The 15,460-nt window shown below is 63.3% G+C and carries 15 protein-coding genes; 12 read left to right on the top strand and 3 right to left on the bottom strand.

The genetic code is table 11. From position 1 onward, the window contains the following. Positions 1-94 precede the first annotated feature (94 nt). The 12 genes from C5J22_RS20990 to C5J22_RS20935 all read left to right on the top strand — a co-directional run bounded on the left by C5J22_RS20990 (position 95) and on the right by C5J22_RS20935 (position 11,011). Positions 95-1,132, top strand: a complete 1,038-nt coding sequence (locus C5J22_RS20990; RefSeq protein WP_105439814.1) for an ABC transporter ATP-binding protein — start codon at positions 95-97, stop codon at positions 1,130-1,132. Continuing rightward, positions 1,129-1,983 carry an ABC transporter permease gene (locus C5J22_RS20985; protein WP_105439813.1) on the top strand — a complete coding sequence of 285 codons (855 nt, stop codon included), beginning with the start codon at positions 1,129-1,131 and terminating at the stop codon, positions 1,981-1,983. The genes C5J22_RS20990 and C5J22_RS20985 overlap by 4 nt, the downstream gene beginning before the upstream one ends. Beyond that, complete coding sequence (locus tag C5J22_RS20980; protein ID WP_046604813.1) at positions 1,980-2,774, top strand: ABC transporter permease; 795 nt, start codon at positions 1,980-1,982, stop codon at positions 2,772-2,774. Before C5J22_RS20985 ends, C5J22_RS20980 begins: the two co-directional genes overlap by 4 nt. Before the next feature lie 12 nt (positions 2,775-2,786). After that, positions 2,787-3,557, top strand: a complete 771-nt coding sequence (locus C5J22_RS20975; RefSeq protein WP_105439812.1) for a carbon-nitrogen hydrolase family protein — start codon at positions 2,787-2,789, stop codon at positions 3,555-3,557. 87 nt (positions 3,558-3,644) lie between these two features. Next, positions 3,645-4,724: an iron-containing alcohol dehydrogenase gene (locus C5J22_RS20970; RefSeq protein WP_172746734.1), complete on the top strand. Its 1,080-nt coding sequence runs from the start codon at positions 3,645-3,647 to the stop codon at positions 4,722-4,724. 59 nt (positions 4,725-4,783) lie between these two features. Further along, a complete protein-coding gene (locus C5J22_RS20965; protein ID WP_105439810.1) occupies positions 4,784-5,686 on the top strand; it encodes an IclR family transcriptional regulator in 903 nt (300 codons plus the stop codon). Positions 5,687-5,799: 113 nt separating this feature from the next. Continuing rightward, the gene (locus C5J22_RS20960; protein WP_105439809.1) at positions 5,800-6,087 is read left to right on the top strand and encodes a hypothetical protein; all 288 of its coding nucleotides are present in this window, start codon (positions 5,800-5,802) and stop codon (positions 6,085-6,087) included. A 160-nt stretch (positions 6,088-6,247) separates the two neighbouring features. Next, positions 6,248-7,297: a gentisate 1,2-dioxygenase gene (gene gtdA, locus C5J22_RS20955; RefSeq protein ID WP_105439808.1), complete on the top strand. Its 1,050-nt coding sequence runs from the start codon at positions 6,248-6,250 to the stop codon at positions 7,295-7,297. Positions 7,298-7,322: 25 nt separating this feature from the next. Next, positions 7,323-8,192, top strand: a complete 870-nt coding sequence (locus tag C5J22_RS20950; RefSeq protein WP_105439807.1) for a fumarylacetoacetate hydrolase family protein — start codon at positions 7,323-7,325, stop codon at positions 8,190-8,192. Beyond that, entirely contained in the window at positions 8,189-8,689 is a 501-nt protein-coding gene (locus C5J22_RS20945) for a MarR family winged helix-turn-helix transcriptional regulator (protein ID WP_105439806.1), read from the top strand. Before C5J22_RS20950 ends, C5J22_RS20945 begins: the two co-directional genes overlap by 4 nt. 319 nt (positions 8,690-9,008) lie before the next feature. After that, entirely contained in the window at positions 9,009-10,067 is a 1,059-nt protein-coding gene (locus C5J22_RS20940; protein WP_105439805.1) for an alcohol dehydrogenase, read from the top strand. Further along, positions 10,064-11,011: a thioesterase family protein gene (locus tag C5J22_RS20935; protein ID WP_172746733.1), complete on the top strand. Its 948-nt coding sequence runs from the start codon at positions 10,064-10,066 to the stop codon at positions 11,009-11,011. The genes C5J22_RS20940 and C5J22_RS20935 overlap by 4 nt, the downstream gene beginning before the upstream one ends. Before the next feature lie 82 nt (positions 11,012-11,093). Here the strand turns inward: C5J22_RS20935 and C5J22_RS20930 are convergent, their stop codons facing one another. From C5J22_RS20930 to C5J22_RS20920, 3 genes are all read right to left on the bottom strand, one after another. Further along, the gene (locus C5J22_RS20930) at positions 11,094-12,155 is read right to left on the bottom strand and encodes a class I SAM-dependent methyltransferase (protein WP_105439803.1); all 1,062 of its coding nucleotides are present in this window, start codon (positions 12,153-12,155) and stop codon (positions 11,094-11,096) included. 172 nt (positions 12,156-12,327) lie between these two features. Next, the gene (locus C5J22_RS20925; RefSeq protein ID WP_172746732.1) at positions 12,328-13,050 is read right to left on the bottom strand and encodes an enoyl-CoA hydratase/isomerase family protein; all 723 of its coding nucleotides are present in this window, start codon (positions 13,048-13,050) and stop codon (positions 12,328-12,330) included. A gap of 10 nt (positions 13,051-13,060) precedes the next feature. Then, positions 13,061-15,412 (bottom strand): xanthine dehydrogenase family protein molybdopterin-binding subunit, encoded by a 2,352-nt coding sequence (locus tag C5J22_RS20920; RefSeq protein ID WP_105439801.1) that lies wholly within the window; start codon positions 15,410-15,412, stop codon positions 13,061-13,063. Positions 15,413-15,460 lie beyond the last annotated feature (48 nt).

Raw genomic sequence — 15,460 nt, 5'->3', positions numbered from 1 at the left:
CCCCAGCGGGGAGAAGGTGCCCGAAGGGCGGATGAGGGGGTGACGCCATACCTCTCATCTATCCAACCAGGCGGAACTCACCTGCGGAGACCGAATGTCCGGATTGAACCTCAACCATGTGACGAAGCAGTTCGGCAACTTCACGGCCGTCAACGACGTGAGCCTGTCGGTTCCGGATGGCACGTTCGTCTGCCTGCTCGGGCCGTCCGGCTGCGGCAAGACCACGCTGATGCGGATGATCGCCGGCCTCGATCTGCCGACCAAAGGTTCGATCGAGCTCGGCGGCGCCGATATCACCGCGGTACCCACCCACAAGCGCGACCTCGGCATGGTCTTCCAGTCGCTGGCGCTGTTTCCGCACCTGACGGTCGGCGAGAACATCGCCTATTCGCTGCGCATCCGCGGCGTGGCCAAGGACGTACAGAAGAAACGCGTCGACGAGCTGCTGGCAATGATCCACCTTCCGGGCTTTGCCGACCGTTCGGTGGCAAAACTCTCCGGCGGCCAAAGGCAGCGCGTGGCGATCGCAAGGGCGCTCGCCATCTCGCCGAAGCTTTTCCTGCTCGACGAACCACTGTCGGCGCTCGATGCGAAACTGCGCGAGGCGATGCAGGTGGAACTGCGCCAGCTGCAGCAGCGGCTCGGCATCACCACCATCGTCGTCACCCATGACCAGCGCGAGGCGATGACCATGGCCGATACGGTCGTCGTCATGAACGGCGGCGAGATCCGCCAGGCGGCCGCGCCAGTCGATATCTACCGCCGCCCGGCCGACAGTTTCGTTGCCGATTTCATCGGCCAGACCAACCTCCTGCCCGTCGCAGCCGACAGCGCCGGTCGCGCCAGCGTGCTCGGCGAGGTGGTCGAGGGCATTTCGCTCCCTACTGGCGCGGCAAGAGGCATGCTGTCGGTGCGGCCGGAAGACGTACAGCTTACCGCGCCCGGCCATGGTGCGATTGCCGGCACCGTCACCTTCATCCGCGATCTCGGCGGCGCCATCGAAACCTTCGTGGAGGCGAGCGGCACCCAGGTGATCGCGGTGTCTTCGCCGCGCACCCGGCCGGACGTCTCGGTCGGCCAGAGCGTCGGCATAAGGCTCGATCCCGCCACCAGCGTGGTGCTCGCCAGATGAGACGCGAACCGCCGCAGCGTCTTGCCGATTACGGGCCGCTCTTTTTTCCGGCGGGCATGCTGATCGTATTCTTCGTGGTGCCGTTCGCCACGATGATCGCGGTGTCCGTCTTTCAGCGTGAACAGGGCGGTTTCTATACGCCCGCCTTCGTATTCGACAACTACGCCCGCTTCCTCAGCCTGTTCTTCGGCAAGGTCCTCGGCTTTTCGCTGTTCCTGGCGATCGCCGTCGCGGCGGCCTGCGTCGTGATCGGCATTCCCTTCACCTATCTCCTCTCCCGCTCGCCTCGAAGAATCCAGATCGTCTGGCTGGTGGCGCTGCTCTCCATCCTGTCGCTGTCGGAAGTGATGATCGGCTTTGCCTGGTCGACGCTCTTCTCGCGCACCGCCGGCATCACCAACCTGCTTGTCTGGCTGGGGCTGATGGCCCAGGCCCAGGCACTGACCCCGAGCTTCGGCGCGGTCATGACCGCCATGACCTACCAGGCCTTCCCCTATACGGTCCTGGTCCTCTATCCGGCGCTGGTGCGCCTCGACCCGACGCTGACGGAAGCGGCCCGCACGCTCGGCGCCTCGCCGGTCAAAGCCTTCTTCACCGTCGTGGTGCCGGCGCTGCGCAACACCATTCTGGCGACGCTGATCATGGTCTTCATCTTCGCGCTCGGCTCCTATCTGCTGCCGCAGCTTCTCGGAAGGCCGCAGCACTGGACGCTGTCGGTGCTGATCACCGATCAGGCGATCTACCAGTCGAACATGCCGTTTGCCGCCGCCATGGCCGTTTTCCTCGTGCTCGTGTCGCTGGCGCTGGTTGGCTTGGCACTTTATGCCGGACAGCAGAGGCAAGCGAAATGACAGCTCTCCGCCGCCTGTTCTTCTTCGTCGTCGGCCTGTTCCTGGCCCTGCCGCTGATCGTCGTCGCCGGCGTCTCGATCAATGCCCGCCAGACGCTCGCCTTTCCGCCGCAGGGCTTTTCGCTCTCCTGGTACGGCCAGATCTTCACCAATCCCGAATGGCGCAATGCGCTGGTCGCCTCACTGACCCTGGCTGCCTCCTCCGCGCTTCTGGCCCTGCTGATCGCCCTGCCGCTTGCCTGGTTCCTGTGGCGTCGGATAGCCCCCTGGGCCAACATCTTCCAGCTTCTGGGCGTCGCGCCCTTCACCCTGCCGCCGGTCATTACCGCGCTCGGGCTGCTCACCTTCTGGGCGACCACCGGCTTCTACGGCCAGGCCTGGACGGCGGTGATCAGCCACGGCATCTTCTTCGTCACCCTGCCGCTGGTCACCCTGTCGCTCGGCTTTTCGGCCATCGACCGTTCGCTGGTGGAAGCGGCCGCCACCATGGGCGCCGACGACCGCAAGATCTTCCGCACCGTCGTGCTGCCGCTGATCCTGCCCTATCTCGTTTCCGGTTACGCCTTTGCCTTCGTTCTGTCGCTGAACGAATATATCGTCGCCTACATGACCGTCGGCTTCACAATGGAAACCCTGCCGATCAAGATCTTCAATGCGCTGCGTTACGGCTACACGCCGACCATGGCCGCCGTGACGGTGCTGTTCCTGGTCATCGCGGCAGTCGTCTTCGGTCTGGTGGCCCGCTTCGGCGACCTGCCCAAACTGCTCGGGGCCATGTCGGACGAGCGCTAAAGGAACGAACCCATGAAGATCGCCGGTTTCCAGATGCAGCCCGTCGTCGGTGATATCGAGGCGAACCTCGCCAAGATCGAGACGGCTGCCGAAGAGGCCGCCGCCCAGGGCGCCGCACTGCTGATCACTCCGGAACTGGCGCTGACCGGTTATGGCGCGGCGGAGAAATTTCCCGATCTCGCCACGCCCGCGCACGGCCCGGTGACCCACCGGCTGTCGCAGATCGCCGCGAAACATGGTCTGGCGATCGTCGCGGGCTTTGCCGAAAAGACCTTCGAAAACACCTTCAACAGCGCCTTCTTCACCGACGGCAAGGGCCAGACCGCCGTTTATCGCAAATGCAACCTCTACGGTCCCTATGAACGCAAATGGTTCCGACAGGAGGATCGCCGCCAGGTTCTGGTGACGCTCGGGGGCATCAGGCTGGGTTTCCTGATCTGCTACGATGTCGAGTTTCCCGAAAACGTCCGGCAACTGGCAAAGGGCGGCGCCGATCTCGTCGTCGTGCCGACCGCGCTGCCGATCGGCTGGTCCGGTCAGTTCATCGCCGAGCACATGATCCAGGTCCGCGCCTTCGAGAACCAGGTTTTTGTCGCCTATATCAACCACTGCGGCTCCGATGATCTGTTCGCCTATGCCGGCCTTTCGCGGATTGCGGCACCGGATGGCAAGCTGATCGCCGAGGCACCCGCCAAGGGTGAGGCCCTGATCATCGCCGAGGTCGATCCGGCGGCCTACGCGCAGTCGCGGGCGGAAAACACCTATCTCGCCGATCTCGTTTGAGTCGCGGGCCGCCGGAGTAATGCAAAACTCCCATTTCCTTTGATAATGTTGTATAGCATTCGGCGTTACAGCATTCCGGGGGGAGGCATGACACGTATATTCCGGGCGCCGGCTTTTTATATCCAGGGTCCGGGGTCCTTGAACCTGCTTGGCGAAAAGGCGGCGACGCTCGGCCGTTCGGTCGTGGTAATCTGCGACGCCGTGGTGCTTCCCCATATCGAGGCGGATCTCACCGAGACCCTGAACCGGCAGGACATTTCACCCACCATCATCCCCTTCGATGCGGATGTTACATATCGGGAAATGGACCGTCTGGCCGAGCTGGTGCGGGCAAAGGGTGGAGAAGTGGTGGTCGGCATCGGCGGCGGGCGCACGCTCGACGTCGCCAAGGGTGTTTCGCGCCGCACCGGCCTGCCCTTTGTCAGCGTGCCGACGGTCGCTTCCACCGACGCGCCCTCGACCCGTGGCATCGTCATCTATGACGACCATCACAGGATGATCGCCGTCGAGCAGATGGACCAGAACCCGGCCTTCGTGATCGTCGACACCGCGATCATCGCCAGGGCCCCTGCCCGGTTGCTGCGCGGCGGCATCGGTGATGCGCTGACAGCAAAGTTCGAGACAGAAGGCGCCTGGAAGGGCACAGGTCTTTCCAAACAGGGCACCCGGCCCTTGAAAACGGGCGTGATGCTCGGCGATATCTGTTACCGGATGCTGCTCGAGCACGGGCCGGGTGCCATGCGGGTCGCCGGAACCGGCGAGGTGACGCCGGATCTCGAAGCCGTCGTCGAGGCGATCCTCTGGCTCAGCGCCGTCGCCTTCGAAAACACCGGTCTCTCCATTGCCCACGCGGTCGCGACCGAACTCGGCGCGATCGAGCCTGTGCAAAAACACTCGCTGCATGGCGAACATGCCGCCTATGGCACGCTGGTGCAGGCAATGGCCGAAGGCCGCCCCGAGGACGAACTGACGACCCTCTTCGGTTTCTACGACGAGATTGCCATGCCGCGCCGGCTTTTGGCGCTTGGTCTGCCGGAGGTCGGGGATGCGGCTATCGAAAATCTTGCCGCGGCCTGCGCGAAAAGCCCGTTCCTGGTCAACCAGGAGCGGATGCTCGATGCCGAGGATCTGGTCGCAGCCTTCCGCGCTGTGGAAAACTACGCTTAAAGCGGGCTCGACCTGCTGCAGATATAAATATAATCAACTGGGAACACAGGGGATTTAGGATGCCGTCAGATAAGACCAAGGCGCCGGAGGAATGGACCCAGCGCCGCATTCAATCGATCGAGGTCGGTTTCCAGGTCATCCGCGCCATGGAGGCGGCGAACGGACCGCTGCCGCTGCGCGATATCGCCGCCGCCGCCGGCATGCCGCCCAGCAAGGCTCATCTCTATCTCGTCAGCTTCGTCAAGGAAGGCGTCGCCTTCCAGGATCCGGTCACCGGGCATTACGGGCTCGGCCGCTTCGCGATCCAGCTCGGCCTGTCGGCCATCCGCCAGCTCGACGTGGTGGAATTCGCCCGTGAGGAACTGGCGGCGCTGCAGCGCACCGCCGGTTTCGCCACCTATCTTTCGCTCTGGGGCGATCGCGGCCCGGGCATCGTTTCCAAGGTGGACGGCGAGCGGCAGGGATCGCTTGCCGTGCGCCTCGGCTACGTGCTGCCGCTCCTCACTTCGGCAACCGGCCAGGTCTTCCTCACCTATCTCAACGAAAGCGAGACCATGGCGGTGCGGCAGGACGAGATCGCTGCAGCCAAACGGGGTGCGTCAGATGACACCGCCTCGCTCTCGCCGCGCGTCACCACGATCAAGGAAATCCAGAAGATCATCGAGACCGTGCGCCACCAGGGTTATGCGATGACGGTCAACAGCATCAATTCGAGCTTCGCCGCGATCGCCGCGCCGGTCTTCGACTATAGCGGCCGGATCGTCGCGACCATGACCGTGCTCGGCTCCGACAAACAGCTCGCCGGCCCCCGCAAGAAACCGACGATCGACGCCCTGATGGCCGCCGCCCACCGGCTTTCCGAACGGCTCGGCGCACCCGGCCGCGGGGCAAAGGGCGAGGACAACGTCAAGCCGCCCGCGCCGCCGAAGCCGACGCGGGCAAAGAGCACGGCAGTGCGCTGAGAATAATACGTGGGTGCACGGCGTCGGCCCACCTCGTTTGTGGGGGCGGATGCAAAGGGCTTTACGGTGCTACACCCGTCCTGTGATGGAATAGTCACAAACATGATCGGAAGATGAACTCAATTATCAAGTTGAACGTCTATAGGGCATGCGTGCTCATCTGCCTCGCGTCGATCGCCTATAAATGGCCAATCGCCGGTATGGTCATTGCCGGATGGTGGGGCGGCGCATTGATCGGCCTCTGGGCAAAGAAAATCCGTCCCTCCAACTTGGACAGGTCGACTTTCGAGATCATAAATTCCGGTAGCCTTGGCTTGTTGAGCGTATGGCTCGGTGTCTGGAATGGCTTTTACGTCTGGAAAGATCTAGATCACGATTATTGGCGAAAAGACCGTGAGTGAAAATTCCGGCCAAGCCAAGTCGTGACGTACAGCTGTGGCCATCGACTTCTGTTTCGCGTGTGGGATCGGGCGATGCCTAGATCTCACTCCCAATTGACCTCATCAAATTAATTAGTATACCTTACGATCTTCGGCTGGAGGAGCCGAGGAGGAGGATTTCATGCACGAGATCGATGCCGCCACCGTCGCGAAACGGGAAGAATTTTACGCGCGGCTCAAGCCGCACAACATGGCGCCCCTCTGGGAGGTGATGAAGGGCATGCTGCCGCCGGAGCCGGCTTCCAAGGCGCAGGCGCATCGCTGGCGTTACGACGACATCCGCCCGCTGATCCTCGAATCCGGCAGCCTGCTGACCGCCGAAGAAGCGGAGCGCCGGGTGCTGATCCTCGAAAACCCCGCCTTCCCGGCCCAGTCGCGCGCCACCTCGACGCTTTATGCCGGCATCCAGATCATCATGCCGGGCGAAGTGGCGCCGGCTCACCGCCATACGCCTTCGGCGCTGCGCTTCATGCTGGAAGGTTCGGGCGCCTATACGACCGTTGGCGGCGAGCGCACCCGCATGGCGTTCGGCGATTTCGTCATCACGCCCGTCTGGGCCTGGCACGACCACGGCAATGACGGTTCCGACCCGGCCGCCTGGCTGGACGGTCTCGACGTGCCGATGATCGCCTTTTTCGAAGCGGTGTTCCGCGAGGATTCCGACGATACCGAACAGGAACTGCTTCGGCCGGAAGGCGACTCGCTTGCCCGGTTCGGCTCCGGCATGATGCCGATCGGCGGCACCAGCCCCTATGGCCAGACGACGCCGATCTTCAACTATCCCTATGAGCGCAGCCGCGAAGCCCTCTACCGCGCCTCGCGTGGCGAAGAAATCGACGCCCATATCGGCACGACGCTGCGATACTCCAACCCGATCGACGGCGGCTGGACGATGCCGACCATGTCCGCATGGCTCAGTCACGTCCCGAAGGGCATGGAAACGGCGAAGATCCGCTCCACGGATCATATCGTCATGTGCATTGCCGAAGGCACCGGTTCGATCACGATAGGCGTGAAAACCTTCGACTTCGGCCCGAAGGACGTGATCGTCGTGCCCGGCTGGTCATGGCGCTCGTTCAAGGCCAGCGAGGACGTCGTCGTATTCTGCTTCTCCGACCGCGTAGCTCAGGAGAAGCTCGGCTATTTCCGCGAAGACCGCACCCGCGTCTGAGCGAACGAGATCAGGGAGAGAAATCATGCGTTTTTGTCGCTACGACGATAATCGTCTCGGCGTGGTCGTGGGCGATCAGGTGAAGGATGTCACGAGCATCCTCGATCGCCTGCCGAACTATCGTTACCCCTTGCCCCATGGCGACCAGTTCATGGCGCATTTCGCCGAGCTGCGGCCGGTCATGGAAGAAATGGCGAAGACCGCGCCGTCGAAGCCGCTATCCGAGGTCGCGCTTCTCAGCCCGATCGCCAATCCCGGCAAGATCGTCGGCGCGCCGGTCAACTACCGGCTCCATCTCGATGAAGTGCTGGACAGCGACCAGCTGCATCACGGCATGAAGATCAAGCCGATCGCCGAGGCGGGCGTGTTCCTGAAGGCGGTGAGCTCGCTGGTCGGCCCGTCGGAAGGCGTCGTGGTCGACTGGGCCGACCGGCGCACCGACCACGAGATCGAGCTCGCCGTCATCATCGGCAAAAAAGGATTTCGCGTGTCGGAAGCCGACGCGCTGGATTACGTTGCCGGTTACGCGATCTGTTACGACATCACCATCCGCGGCCCCGAAGAGCGCAGCTACCGCAAGTCGCTCGACACGTTCAGCGTGCTCGGACCTTATGTGGTCACCGCAGACGAGATCCCGAACCCGAACAATCTCGATTTCGAGCTGACGATCGGCGGCGAGAGCCGGCAGAAATCGAACACCAGCATGCTGATCTTCAACGTCCAGAAGCTGATCGAATTCGCCAGCAAGGCCTACACGCTTTATCCGGGCGACATCATCATGACCGGCACGCCGGAAGGAGTCGCCCCGATCGCTCCCGGCGACGTGCTGCACGGCACATTCGAAGGCATCGGTTCGATGGACGTGAAGGTCTACGGCAACTGGGACAAGACATGAGTTTGGAACCGAATGCACCGGCAGAGAGGGACGGTCATGCCGTCCTTCTCGACGGCGTCGTCGGCATCCGCATCCGCCGCCTGCAATCGCTGTTCGGCAGCCATTGGCAGAACTGGTTCCGCGCCCGTTCGCTTGCGGTAACCCCGGTCCAGGGCGGCGTGCTGCTCTTGATCCGCCGTTATCCCGGCATCAGCCAGATCGCGCTCGCGAGGCGGTTGCGCATCGAACCGCCGACGCTGGTCCAGACGCTTGGTCCCCTCATCAAACACAAACTCGTCGAACGCGACCGCGCCGCCGATGACGGCCGCGTCTATGAACTCCGCCTCACCGAAGCAGGGTTCGAAGCCGCCGCACTGGTGGAAACCTCGCTGCCGCTGCACGAGGCCGACCTGCTGCGGTTTTTGTCTTTGGAGGAGCGGCAAGCGTTTCTGGAACTGCTCGACAAGGCGATTGCCGGAGCAGAGGCGGCGATCGAGGGGCAGGAGAAGGTGGAGTAACGGGACTTGATACGGCTGCCCTAAGCTGCCCTCGTTCTCCTTTCCTTTATGGAGAGCCATTCCAACCTCTCCGCAGCTATCCTACCTCTCCGTCGTCATCCTCGGGCTCGACCCGAGGATCCATCCACGCGAAGTCCTTCGCGTGAAAAGAGCCCTTCGCCGCAGACGCGGCGCTGGATCCTCGGGTCGAGCCCGAGGATGACGGCCGTGGTTGGGCAGCCGCCACCAATTTTGAACCAGCGCATAACCCAACTCCATTTCTCAATTGCCACATAACAGGCAGCCTGATACGTTCCGTGCCTCTGGGAGGAGCTAGATCATGCGGTCATGGCAGGTATTCGAAGCATCGGAAGTGCTCCGGGAGGTCGAGGAGGCGAACCCGCAGCCGGTGGGCTCGGAGGTCGTCGTTTCGGTATCTCATTGCGGGCTTTGCCATTCGGACCTGACCCTGTGGAAGGGCATTTTCGACATGGGTGACAGACAGGTGTCGATCGACAGCATCGGCATGAAATACCCGCTCACACTCGGTCACGAAATCCTTGGCACCGTCACCGCCATTGGCCCCCATGCAACGGATGTGAAGGTCGGCGATATAAGGCTCGTTTATCCGTGGCTCGGTTGCGGCGAGTGCGAAACCTGCCGTGCCGGCCAGGAGAACCTCTGCATGCAGGGCCGGCCGCTCGGCATGCGCCGGCCCGGCGGTTTCGGCAGCCATGTGGTGGTGCCGCATAGCAGTTACCTGATCGATACCGGTGACCTCGACCCCGCACTTGCCGCCACCTATGCCTGCTCCGGCCTCACCGCCTATTCCGCCATCCGCAAGGCGATGCCGGTGCGCCCAGAAGAGGCGATCGTCGTGGTCGGCGCGGGTGGGCTCGGCCTCAGCGGCATCGTCATCCTCAAGGCGCTCGGGCACCAGAACATCGTCGTGGTCGACGTTTCCGAAGAGAAGCTGAAGATCGCAACCGATGCCGGCGCCCACAAGACCGTGCTTTCGACCGGCGACGACGTGACGAAGAGGATCGTCGACGCGGCCGGCCGGCCGGTGCGCACCATCATCGATTTCGTCAACAACAGCCAGACGGCCGCCTTTTGCTTCCCGGCGCTGGCGCGCGGCGGCCGCATCATCATGGTCGGCATGTTCGGCGGGCAGCTCACCATACCGACCATGCGCATGGCGCAAGGGGGCCTGAGCCTGATCGGCAGCATCACCGGCTCGCTGCAGGAATTGCGCGACCTGGTGGAACTCGCCAAAAGCGGAAAACTCGATGCCATCCCTTATGAGGCTCTGCCGAAATCATCGATCAACGACGCGATGAGCCGGTTGTCCAAAGGTGCAGTCAAGGGACGTATCGTTCTGGAGGAAGAGCCGGCGTGAGTGCACCGCAAGACGACATGATCGAGGTCTGGCGCGGCAGCGTGCGCCAATGGGAAGTGGACGAAAACGCCCACTGGAACACCCAGTATTACGTCGCCCGCGCCAACGAGGGCCTTGCGGTGCTGTTCGGCTTCAACGGCCTGCCCGGCCTCTTCTCGCCAACGTCGGCCACGACGATCGCCTATAACGAGCATCATATCCGTTTCCATCGCGAAGCGCATGCCGGAACGTCGCTGCATATGACAGGCGGCTTCCTCGATATCGGCGAGAGAACGGCGTTTGCAGTGCTGATGCTTTACAACAGCCATTCCGGCCAGCTTGCCGCGAGCTTCAGGGTGCGGCTGACCCATGTGGATGCGGCCGACCTCAAGACGCCTCGTCCCTGGCCAACGACCTTCCGTGAAAAGGCCTCCGCCTCGCTGGTCGAGGCGCCCAGGGAAGCGCTTGCCCGCGGCACCGGCAATGAGCCGGTGACGATCAGCGCCTCGCGTGAGCGGGCGGTCGCACTCGGCCTGAAACGCACCGCCATGAGCCTGATCGAACCGGAGGCCTGCGACGCCTTCAACCGCCTCGGCCCACAGAAATTCATCGGCTCGGTCGGCGGCGGGGTGAAGCAGCTCACCGGCCCGATCCGCGAAATCGTCAGCAAACATGCCGAAACACCGCCCGGCAAGGTCGGCGGCGCGGTGCTGGAATTCCGCATCCTTTATGGCGAAACGCCGCGTCTCGGCGACTGTTTCGAGATCTGGGGCGGGTTGCAGAAGACCGACCAGCGCGTCATGTCGCTGATCTTCTGGATGGTCGATCCCTTCAGCGGTCGGGTATTCGGCACGATGCAGTCGGTTGCCGTCGTGTTCGATCTCGATGCACGGGCGATCGTGCAGATCTCGCCGGCGGCCACGGAGGCACTGGCTCCGCTGGTGACCGAAGGACTGGCGCTTTAGCCGGCAGCCCTGACACCGCCGGTCACTCCTGGCATCAGGGCTTCAATCCGCTTGTGCGTGCGGAACCGTAGATCCAAAGCAGTCAGGCCCGCACCTCGAAGATCATGTTGAATGGAGTTTCGCTGGCCCGTCGGAAGTGCGAATAACCAGCGTCGAGCGCCACCTTGCGAAGCTTCATCTCCCCAGCCTGGGCTCCGAGGCCAAGGCCTACCTCCTGTGCCATGGAGGCGGGGGTGCAGATCATTGTCGAGGCGCCGTAATAAACGCGCCCGACCGGGTTGAGGTTGTCCTTCAGGCCGTCATGCGCGAAAGGTTCGACGATCATCCAGGTGCCACCCTTCGCCATCGTCTCGCGGATATGACGGCCTGCACCAACCGGATCACCCATATCGTGCAGGCAGTCGAACATGGCGACGAGGTCGTAATTGCCCCCTGGAAACTCCTTCGCCGAAGCCTGACTGAACGTCACCCGGTCGCCGACGCCAGCCTCCTGCGCTGCGCGCTTCGCCCGCTCAATGGAAGGGGCGTGGTAGTCGAACCCGTGAAAATGCGACTTCGGAAAGGCCTTGGCCATGAGGATCGTCGAAGCGCCATGACCACAGCCGACGTCGGCGACCTCCGCCCCGCGTTCAAGCTTTTCCCTGACGCCCTGAAGCGCGGGGATCCATTCGTCGACCAGATGGCTGTTGTAGCCGGGCCGGAAGAAGCGCTCGGTGCCCCGGAAGAGGCAGGTGCTGTGTTCATGCCAGCCGAGCCCACGGCCGGTGCGGAAGGCTTCCTCCACCTTCGGCTCGTCCATCCACATCGACTGGACGATTTCGAAGGCGCCTCCGAAAAAGGCAGGGCTGTCCTCATTGGAAAAAACCATCGCCTGCTCGGGCGTCATACCGAACTTGTTCGAGTTTTCATCAAACGTGACGTAGTCGGCCGCAGCCATGGCGGCGAGCCATTCGCGCACATTGCGTTCGGTCAGCCCCGTCGTTTCCGCTATCTCCATCGAGGATCGCAGCCGTCCGTCCATCATCGCCCGGAACAGGCCGAGATGGTCGCCGAGCACGACAAGAACGCCGGACACGCCAGCGCCGAGATCGCCCACCAGCCGACCGACAAGTGCATCGAGTTTCTGCATATCAGGTTCCTGCATGGCACCCTCCATAGATACCGTCAGCCCCCAGCCCAATGTGTTTTACCCCACAGCGATCCTACGCCGAGGCCGCACCCCGTCAATGAAGCATTCGGACTAGACGGCCGATCAGAAGGCTTAACTCCCCGAGGCATGGCGGCATGTGGATGAAGGGGGATCCTGGCTGCCTATCTCAGCGGAACTTCTCCGCGGTCGCCACGCAATTGATCAGCGCCGCCAGTTCCTTGCGGGATGCGAAGGAGGTTTCCGGGCTCATCGAGAGGAAGGCCTTGATGCCGCGCACGGTCGGCACCGAGTTCTTCTCGAGCTGGCCGACGACCCGTTCCACTTCTGCGTCGATACCGGCATCGGCGACCGTGATGCCGACGATGCCGAGCATCTTGGCTTCCGTTGCGGGGATCACATCGCGGGTGAAGACCATGCGGGCGAGCGTGGCGCGGGAAACCCGGTCGGCGAGTGCATTGAGCACGAGCGTCGGAGCGATGTCGTGGTTCATTTCCGGCACCTGGAAGGTGGCGCTTTCGGCGGCGATCGCCACATCCGCGAGTGCGGCGATGGCGCAGCCGACGCCGGCTGCCCTGCCGCGGATGGCGGTGATGAACGGAACCGGGATTTCGCGCAGCACTTCATAAAAATCGAGCACCGGATCGGAGACCGCGGTGCGCAGGTCGAGCGCGGAAGCACGAGAACCGGCGGCAGGCATGGCCGCGCTGCGGCCGGTGCAGAAATCGCCGCCCTTGGCATTCATCAGCACGACGCGGGTTTCCGGCGACAGCGACTTCAATGCGGCGGTAATGGCCTGCGCCATCTCGGGCGTCAGCGCATTGCCCTTGTCGGGACGGTTGAGGGTGATCTCGAGGACGTTCCCCCGGGTATTGATCAGGACGTCGGACAATGCTTTCTCCTCAGGCTTCTTGTTTGGCTTTTGCCGCCCGGATCGCTTCCCAGATCCGGGAGGGCGTTGCCGGCATTTCGATATGGGTGACGCCGAGATCGGCGAGCGCATCGGTGATGGAGTTGATCGTCACGCCGAGCGACGGTGTCGTACCACCCTCGCCGCCCGGACGGAAACCGAGCGGATGGCTTTTCGCCGGCACTTCGCTGATATGGGTGTCGAAACTCGGGAAATCCGAAGCCCGCGCCACCTGATAGTCCATGAAGGTGGCAGACAGGTTCTGGCCGGTCTCCTGGTCGTAATGCGACCATTCGAACAGCGCCTGGCCGGCGCCCTGGACGATCCCGCCATGGGTCTGGCCATCGACGATCATCGGGTTCAGCGCCTTGCCGACGTCATCGACCGTCGAATAGCGCGGGATATGGAAGAAGCCGGTTTCCGGGTCGATCTCGATCTCGCAGACCGCCGCGCCATAGGGGTAGGCAAGCCCATGGGTGGTCTCGTCGGAAATCGCCGCAAGCGTTCCCCGCAGCACGTCCGGCAGGCCGAGATCGTTTTCCGCAGCCTGCGCCGCCTCGAACAGGCTGACGACGCCGTTCGATCCGCGGGCGCGAAAATGGCCGTCGGCGAAGTCGATTTCTTCCGGCGCGACGTTCAGCATGAAGGCCGCGATCCTGCGGCCGCGTTCGATGATCTCGGCAGTCGCCTTGTGCATGACGATGCTCGCAAAGCGAAGCGACCGGCCGGAATGCGAACCGCCGCCGGCCGAGACGAAATCCGTATCGCTGGCGCGGATCTGCACGACCTCGTGGGAGATGCCGAGGAAGGAGCCGACCAGCTGGGCGAATGCCGTCTCGTGCCCCTGCCCGGTGTTCTGGGTGCCGATCACGACATCGACGATGCCGGCGGTCGGATCGATGGTGATCTCGGCGCGTTCGCGCGGCACCCCGCTGGTGCCTTCGATATAGTTGGAAAGGCCGATGCCGCGATACATGCCGCGTTTGCGGGCTTCAGCGCGGCGCGCCTCGAAGCCGGTCCAGTCGGCCATGTCGAGCACCTTGTCCATGCAGCCGATATAGTCGCCATTGTCATAGGTGACGCCCATCGGGTTCGAATAGGGCGAGGCCTCTTCCGGGATCATGTTGATGCGGCGCAGCTCCACCCGGTCGAAACCGAACTTGCGGGCGGCAAGGTCGATCATCCGCTCGATGATGTACATGGCTTCCGGACGGCCGGCGCTGCGGTAGGGGATGGTCGGCACGGTATTCGACATCGCCGCGCGGAATTCCACATGCGCGACCGGCACCCGATAAAGGCTGGTCATCAGCTGGATGCCCTTGTTGAGGGGCGTGTAGGACACCGTATGGGCGCCGATATTGCTGGTATTGATAGAGTGGAACGCGAGGAACCTGCCGTATTCATCGAGCGCCAGCCTGGCCTTCACATGCAGGTCGCGGCCCTGAAAATCCGATAGGAAGGCTTCGATGCGTTCCGCCTGATGTTTGACCGGCCGGCCGGTGAGCTTGGCGGCATAGGGCAGCAGCACGAATTCTGGGTAGGTGGCGTTGCGGGTGCCGAAATTGCCGCCGACATCGCGGGGCGCCACGACGCGCACGAAGGCCATGTCGACGCCGAGAGACGCCGCGATCTGCTCGCGCATCATCACGACGCCATGGCCGCCGGAGGCGTGGATGGTGAACTTGCCCGTCTCCGGGTCGTATTCGGCGGCGGACGAACGCGGCTCCATGTGCACGCCTGTGACACGTTGCGCCCAGCTGGTGAATTCGAGGACATGAGCGGCCTTGGTGAAAGCCTCCTCAGTGCCGGCCCTGTCGCCGACTTCGCCATCCATCGCCTTGTTGCCCGGCACGTGGTCCCAGAGTTGAGGCGCACCCTCTTCCAGCGCGTCGACGCCGCGCACGACCGCGGGCAGCTCCTCCCAGTCGATCTCGATTGCCTCAGCCGCATCCTTGGCGAGATTGGTGCTTTCGGCGATCACCATGGCCACCGCCTCGCCGACGAAACGGGCGCGGTCGGTCGGCAGCGCCTGGTGATGGGTGCGGGCGCGCTCTGTGCCGTCATGGTTCTTGATGCGGATGTCGGAGCCGAATTGCGAACTGCCGATCGCATGCGGGATCGGCGCGATGCCGGCTGCAACAATATCCTCGCCGGTCAGGACGGCGAGCACGCCCGGCATGTCGCGGGCGGCGGACGTGTCGATGCTGCGGATGATCGCATGGGCATGCGGCGAACGCACGAAGGCGGCATAGGCCGTGTTTTCGAATTTGAGGTCGTCGGCATACTGGCCCTTGCCGGTGATCAACCGGTCGTCTTCCTTGCGCCTGACGTCTTCGCCGATCATGCCATTCCTCCCATTCACATCGTCCCACATATCCCGGACGACGGCATT

The organism is Neorhizobium sp. T25_13, from assembly GCF_002968675.1.
In the GTDB taxonomy this organism is placed as follows: Bacteria; Pseudomonadota; Alphaproteobacteria; order Rhizobiales; family Rhizobiaceae; genus Neorhizobium; species Neorhizobium tomejilense.
Note: the sequence above shows the minus strand (reverse complement) of the source record. Positions and strands in the feature narration are given on the sequence as shown.

Coding starts and splice junctions, on each gene's coding strand:
- C5J22_RS20975 (WP_105439812.1), top strand. CDS start 2,787: ATGAAGATCGCCGGTTTCCAGATGCAGCCCGTCGTCGGTGATATCGAG.
- C5J22_RS20990 (WP_105439814.1), top strand. CDS start 95: ATGTCCGGATTGAACCTCAACCATGTGACGAAGCAGTTCGGCAACTTC.
- C5J22_RS20920 (WP_105439801.1), bottom strand. CDS start 15,412: ATGATCGGCGAAGACGTCAGGCGCAAGGAAGACGACCGGTTGATCACC.
- C5J22_RS20945 (WP_105439806.1), top strand. CDS start 8,189: ATGAGTTTGGAACCGAATGCACCGGCAGAGAGGGACGGTCATGCCGTC.
- C5J22_RS20950 (WP_105439807.1), top strand. CDS start 7,323: ATGCGTTTTTGTCGCTACGACGATAATCGTCTCGGCGTGGTCGTGGGC.
- C5J22_RS20965 (WP_105439810.1), top strand. CDS start 4,784: ATGCCGTCAGATAAGACCAAGGCGCCGGAGGAATGGACCCAGCGCCGC.
- C5J22_RS20940 (WP_105439805.1), top strand. CDS start 9,009: ATGCGGTCATGGCAGGTATTCGAAGCATCGGAAGTGCTCCGGGAGGTC.
- C5J22_RS20930 (WP_105439803.1), bottom strand. CDS start 12,155: ATGCAGGAACCTGATATGCAGAAACTCGATGCACTTGTCGGTCGGCTG.
- C5J22_RS20960 (WP_105439809.1), top strand. CDS start 5,800: ATGAACTCAATTATCAAGTTGAACGTCTATAGGGCATGCGTGCTCATC.
- C5J22_RS20980 (WP_046604813.1), top strand. CDS start 1,980: ATGACAGCTCTCCGCCGCCTGTTCTTCTTCGTCGTCGGCCTGTTCCTG.
- C5J22_RS20985 (WP_105439813.1), top strand. CDS start 1,129: ATGAGACGCGAACCGCCGCAGCGTCTTGCCGATTACGGGCCGCTCTTT.
- C5J22_RS20970 (WP_172746734.1), top strand. CDS start 3,645: ATGACACGTATATTCCGGGCGCCGGCTTTTTATATCCAGGGTCCGGGG.
- gtdA (WP_105439808.1), top strand. CDS start 6,248: ATGCACGAGATCGATGCCGCCACCGTCGCGAAACGGGAAGAATTTTAC.